General features: G+C 58.1%; 4 protein-coding genes and 1 pseudogene. 2 read left to right on the forward strand and 3 right to left on the reverse strand.

The features are described 5' to 3' along the window. Positions 1-1,609, reverse strand: a pseudogene (locus tag WBM93_RS06775) (hypothetical protein); the annotation flags it as partial. Between the two features lie 112 nt (positions 1,610-1,721). Here WBM93_RS06775 and radC point away from each other — a divergent pair. Then, complete coding sequence (radC, locus tag WBM93_RS06780; RefSeq protein ID WP_424429924.1) at positions 1,722-2,426, forward strand: RadC family protein; 705 nt, start codon at positions 1,722-1,724, stop codon at positions 2,424-2,426. A gap of 4 nt (positions 2,427-2,430) precedes the next feature. Here the strand turns inward: radC and WBM93_RS06785 are convergent, their stop codons facing one another. Then, the gene (locus WBM93_RS06785) at positions 2,431-4,590 is read right to left on the reverse strand and encodes an FAD-dependent oxidoreductase (RefSeq protein WP_424429927.1); all 2,160 of its coding nucleotides are present in this window, start codon (positions 4,588-4,590) and stop codon (positions 2,431-2,433) included. A gap of 56 nt (positions 4,591-4,646) precedes the next feature. Further along, a complete protein-coding gene (locus WBM93_RS06790; RefSeq protein ID WP_424429929.1) occupies positions 4,647-5,747 on the reverse strand; it encodes a 6-phosphofructokinase in 1,101 nt (366 codons plus the stop codon). A gap of 113 nt (positions 5,748-5,860) precedes the next feature. Between WBM93_RS06790 and WBM93_RS06795 the strand changes: the two genes are divergently transcribed. After that, positions 5,861-6,213 (forward strand): lyase family protein (locus WBM93_RS06795; RefSeq protein WP_424429932.1); only part of this gene is annotated, 353 nt, incomplete at its 3' end.

A 6,213-nucleotide genomic window follows, 5' to 3' on the forward strand; every position in this document is an offset into this window, starting at 1 on the left:
CAAATTGCAGATTGACGCATTGGCGGAACAGAGCGAAATTACCATTTCGTCCGACATTCCCGGTGATCGGCACTTGCAGGCCGGTGATCTGTCCGTCGCCAAGCGGTCCGGTCAACAATATCCGTCCGTCGATATTCGTGCCGCCCCGACGCGCCGGTGAAAAAGCCAGGGCCGGAATTTTCAGCTGTGCCGTACCGGCCTGGTAGGTGGCCATTTCGAGCCGTCCGGAAAAGCCGCGCGACAGGCTTCCGTCATCCAGCACCAATTTGGCGCTCGGGAAACCGCCGCCGGCGAGCCGGATGTTTCCGTCGGCCAGCATCCGGATATTCTTGTCGGTAAAGGCAAGCAGCAACGGATCGCTCAGGGTCAGCGTTGCGCCGGACCGCGAGCGGGCCGCAAGCGCATTGAACGCAAGCGTTGTCCGCCCTGCCCCTTTGGAAAACTTGATGTCGCTGGATATATCCAGGTTGTTTCCAGCCTGCTGCACCGCTTTTGCAAGCCTCGCCACGATAGGACCAACCGGCGTCCCGGCGGTGGATTTCGAAAGGCTTGCAGCTTGCTGCAAGATGTTCTGCGCAACCCGAACACCGCGGATTTCCGGCTGCCCGGTAAAGCTGGCGGTCATCGGCGAAGCGCCATAACCCAGCGCAAACAGCCCCTTGATCCGCGAAACTTCGGCGCGGCCATAAGGGGACTTCAAGCCGCTTGCGGACAGATCCACATCGCCACTGCTCTGGTTGAAATCACCGGTCAATTCAACGGTGGCTGTGATGTTCCGACTGGAATAATCGGCATAGCGAAACGGCCCACCGACCAGACCGGCGTTGCCCGACCAGCTGGCCAGATCATCGCCAAGGTCAACCGAGACCTGCGCGGCGAAATCTTGTCCTGCCAGATCGAGATTGCTGCATGTCACCGCCGGTATCCGCAGGGGTCCCTTTAATTGCGGCTTCTTGTCGCGGATCGCGATCTCGCCAAAGAAGGTCGGCCGTTCGAGATTGCAACCACCGGCATCCAGATTCCGGCTGATCGCCGCGATTTCTCCGTTAAAGCTATAATGCAGATGGCCTTCACCATTTAGCGCAAGTCCGATGACGCCATATTCGCTGTCTACGCGAAGCTTGGCGTCGGTCAAATTCAGCCAGATAGCAGGCAGCGCGAGCGGGCTGTCATCCTCCGGATCGGTGAACTTGTCGAGCTCCCCGAAAGTCAGCTTGCCATTTTCCAGCCGCCCGAACAGCTTGACGCCGCTCGCCCGTACCCAATTCACGCCGACGCCGCCCAACGACAGCGAGTTGCCGACTTCCACCAGCTCGGCGGTCAGGTCGGGACGTTCCGGATCGCCGATCACCAGATTGCGAATGACCTGCCTGCGAAGCCCGATATCCTCGATTTCATAGCTCGCGGTGACGTCCATCTGGTCAAGTTCGGATTGGATGACATTGTCGGCCAGCGTTGTCCGGCTGATCCACAGGACAATCAGAGCAAGCAGGATCAGAACAAGCAAAATCCCGCCGAACAGCCGAAACCGGAAACGGCGACCGACGAGGTCATTGGCGATTTCTTCATCCATCGCGGTTGAAATGCAGAATTCTTCCTTAAGTTGCAATGTACAAGTGTCTAGCGGACGAGTTTTCCGGCTCAATACCGATACTGGACATTTCCGGTCTGTTTTCCGCTTATCGACCCAGTTCCTGTTTTGTTCTGGTATCAGGCGACCTATGACCGAAGGTACCGGCAATCAGTCAACTTCATCTCAGCAGGGCAGCGGTCATCGCGCACGCCTGCGCCGTCGGATATTGACGGGTCGGGGAGACGTCCTGGAAGATCATGAGCTGGTCGAATATCTGCTTGCGTTGGCCATTCCCCGCCGCGACACCAAACCACTCGCCAAGCAACTGATCGACGAATTTGGAGGATTTTGCGGACTTTTGGTGGCCGATAGCGATGCGCTAGCCAATTTTCCCGGAATGGGAGAAACCAGCGCAGCCGCACTGAAAGTCGTCCAGATTGCCGCCTTGCGCCTGGTTTCCGAGCCGGTGCGCGAACAACCGATTCTGGCGAGCTGGCAGGCTTTGCTCGATTATCTGAGGGCCGATATGGCGCATCTCGCCCACGAACGGGTGCGGGTACTGCACCTCAACAGCAAAAACCGGCTGATCCGTGATGAACTGGTCAGCGAAGGGTCGATCGATCAGGCGGCCATCTATACCCGCGAAGTCATCAAGCGCGCGCTGGCTTTGGGATCGGCGGCGATCATCCTCGTCCATAATCATCCGAGCGGCGACAGCAGCCCCAGCCGACAGGATATCGCGATTACGAAAGACATTTGCGACGCAGCGCGGACCCTCGGCATCGCCGTCCATGATCATATCATCATCGGCAAGGACGGCCATACATCCTTTCGATCACAGGGATTGATCTAGCGGATCAGGCTCCGCTGTCCTTGCCGGTAATCAGTCGGATTCCATTCTGCATCGTAAAATAGGACCAGATCCAGTTGACCAGCACGGAAATACGGTTGCGGGTTCCCGACAGAAAACCGACATGCACGGCACCCCATAGCCACCAGGCGAGCGCGCCATGGAGTTTGAAAAAGCCGAAATCGGCAACGGCACTTTTGCGACCGATGGTCGCAAGGCTGCCTTGATGCCTATAGACAAAGGGCGCCACCATCGCTTCGCCCAGCAACTGCTTTTCAAGGAATTTGGCAACATAGGTTCCGGCCTGTTTCGCCGCCGGGGCCAGCCCGGGCACGGGTTTGCCATCCCAACCGTTGCTGCCAGCGGTATCGCCAATGGCGAAGACATTATGATGGCCGGCAACGCACAGATGATCATCGACCAGCACCCGGCCCGCACGGTCAGTCTGCGTATCCAGCCAGCGACCAGCCGGTGAAGCGACCACACCGGCCGCCCATAGAACGGTTTCGGTCGCAATCTCGATATCCTTGCCGATCTCGACATGATCGGCGGCAATATGGGTCACCCGTGAACCCATGCGAATTTCCACGCCCAGATTGTCCAGCGATTGCGCTGCACGAGCCGAAAGTTCTTCCGGGAATGCCGGTAATATCCGGTCGCCTGACTGGACCAGGATGATCCGCGCCTGCGCCGGATCAATCCGGCTGAATTCGTCCTTCAGTCCGTGATGGGCCAGTTCGGCAATGGCACCCGCCAACTCGACACCGGTGGGGCCGGCTCCGACGATGACAAATGTCAGCAGCCTCTTGATGCGCGCCGGATCGCTCGACGACTCCGCTTTTTCAAAGGCCCGCAGGACGCTGGCGCGCACCGATACGCCGTCTTCAATGGTTTTGAGGCCCGGTGCAAATGGAGCCCATTCATCCTTGCCAAAATAGCTGTGTGAAGCTCCGGTTGCGAGGACCAGATGATCATAGTCCATGCTGTTCCGGCCAAAGGTCAAAGTCTTCGCTTCGCTGTCGATCCCGCTGACTTCGCCCAGAACCACGCGGACGTTGCCATCCCTGCGGAACAATCCCCGTATCGGCGTGGCAACATCGGCTGGAGAGAGGGCGGCGGTCGCGATCTGATAGAGCAGCGGCTGAAACAGATGGTAGTTATGCCGGTCAATGAGGGTGATTCTGACCGGCAGGTTTTTGAGCTTGTTCACACAGGCAAGCCCGCCAAACCCCGCACCGACCACCACGACATGCGGCCAATGGCCGGGAACCTCATCATATTTGCGGTCGAACAATATATTGGATTCCAGCCAGCGCGAGATTAGGCGATCGAAGGACATATAACCGGCGCCGAACACCAACAGCAGACCAAAAGATAGAATCGGAAAGAGCGACAGATCGGGATGCAGGCCCATCACCATCAATGTGCTCAGCGACAATATCAGCAACCATCCGACAACGGGGATCATAAACCCGGCAACCAGCGCAAACGCAAGACATGTGGACGCCGCTAAACCCAATCCCTCAAAACTGTCGAGCGGCAGGAAAATACTCGCATCGGGGAAACCCGGAAACCCGGCTAAGCTGAGCAACGTCGCCGCTATCCACAACCGCAAGATCATCAGCCACACAGGCGCTCCAAATTCGGTCATCCATCCAAAAACCCGCATCATCGGCCGAGCAAAGGGCAATGCACTTCCGCCGAGACCTGCAGACACCGCCCTGTCGAACGAAAACGCCCCAGCCCCGCTCAGCACGTACCAGCCGAGTATCGCGACTAGCCAGAGGTTGAAATCGATCGGGATATATTCGACCTGGCTGATGGCCAGCAACGTCAGGATAGCGAGCGCCGCGCCGCGTGTGAACAGACCGAAGAGCAGCAGCATCGGTGCGATCACTTCAATCAACACGCCGACAACCGCCGCCGTTTCCGGTGCCATCCAGCTGACTGGATATTCAAATCGTGCAAGGTTCAGTGCCGTATCCCAATCGCCCAGTTTCACGATACCGGAACGGAAAATCGCCTGAGCGACCAAAAGCCGTATCAGCAAATCGAAAAACGGACTGACCAGCGCAATAACCGACCGATAGGTCTTGACCCAGCCCCGAACGGTGACGCGGACAAAGGGAGAAAAGCGCTCTTCCTGAAAATCTGGTGCGGCTGTCATATTAACCCCTCATTCCGGACAGGTTCGTGCGAGCGGCGAATTTGTTACAGCGACATTCAGTACAGGAACATCGGCATACCTTCGACCTGTATCAGGCTCGCCCGATATTGGTTGGCATCATAAAGCCCCGACACATTGACCCCCTTGCTGTCCTCCAGCAGCGTGCCGATCGGCACCGTGGCATAATTGCCATCGCTGAGGCAGACCATTTCGGCCATCCGGTCCTGCTCGATCAGCTGCACCGCCAACGCACCAAACGCAAAGCCGACCATCCGGTCCATCGCGTCCGGTTCTCCGGCGCGCATCAGATAGGCAAGCTCCTGCACGATAGTCCTCTGGCCACTGCGTGCCTCGATTTCACGCGCTAGCTGGATACCTATGTTCAGGCCATCGCGGTTGGTGTTCGACTTGTTGATCTCGTCGGCAAAATCGGTGGAACCTGATAGCAGAGCCCCCTCGGACACCAGGCATATCGCATAGGATTCAGGATTCGCCTCCTTGTCTTCGAGCAGCAACGGCAACAGCACATCCATGTCTGCGGGAACCTCTGCAATCACCGTCCGGTCGGCTTGCGACAGAAAACCGGAGAGCAAAGCGGTTTCGCCCGATCGCCGCCCGAACAATTCGATCACCGCGATCCGCTCATGGCTCGCTGCCGTGGTGCGCAGCGAATTTATCGCCTGCACCGAACGAGTGACGGCGGTCGAAAACCCGATGCAATAATCGGTGCCATAGACATCATTGTCCATCGTCTTTGGGATCGAAATGACGTTGCGGCCAAGGCTCGACAGATAGGCCGAGAAACGCAGCGTACCATCCCCGCCCATGGTGATCAGCGCATCGACCTCGAGAGCATCGAGAACGTCCAGAACCTTTTGGGTCTGGTCACCCTGATCCGTCGCACGGGGATCGCAGCGGGAGCTGTGCAATATAGTGCCGCCTTGACGGTCGATACCGCGCACCCGATCCCGGTCGAGCATCATGACGCTGTTTTCGTTCGCCCAGGGATCGGCGGGATCAATTTCCAGCACCCCTTCCCAGCCGCGACGCAATCCAACCACGTCCCAGCCCCGCTGCCATGCCGAAGTTGCAATCGACTGGATGCACGGGTTGAGGCCCGGGACATCGCCGCCGCCGGTGAGCACTGCCAATCGCATTTTATTCTCCCTGTTTCCGCCGCTCCATTGCCGACTCATTTGGTTGGTGCTAGCGGGGCCGCAAATCTCGGCACATCATTGCCGCAAAGCTGCTCTTTATCCAAGGACCAATCATGATCCCACGCTATTCCCGCCCCGAAATGGTCGCCCTCTGGGAACCTGAATCGAAATTCCAGATCTGGTTCGAAATCGAAGCCCACGCCACCGATGCCCTCGCCGAACTCGGCGTGGTGCCCAAGGAAGCGGCAGCCGCGATCTGGGCCAAGGGCAAGTTTGATGTCGCGCGGATCGACGAGATCGAGCGCGAAGTGAAGCATGATGTCATCGCCTTCCTGACCAATGTTGCAGAAAATGTCGGCGAAGAATCGCGCTTCATGCATCAGGGCATGACCTCGAGCGATGTTCTCGATACCTGCCTGGCGGTACAACTGGCGCGCGCGTCGGACATATTGCTGGCCGATATCGA

This window comes from Parasphingorhabdus sp. (assembly GCF_049667325.1).
Taxonomy (GTDB): Bacteria; Pseudomonadota; Alphaproteobacteria; order Sphingomonadales; family Sphingomonadaceae; genus Parasphingorhabdus.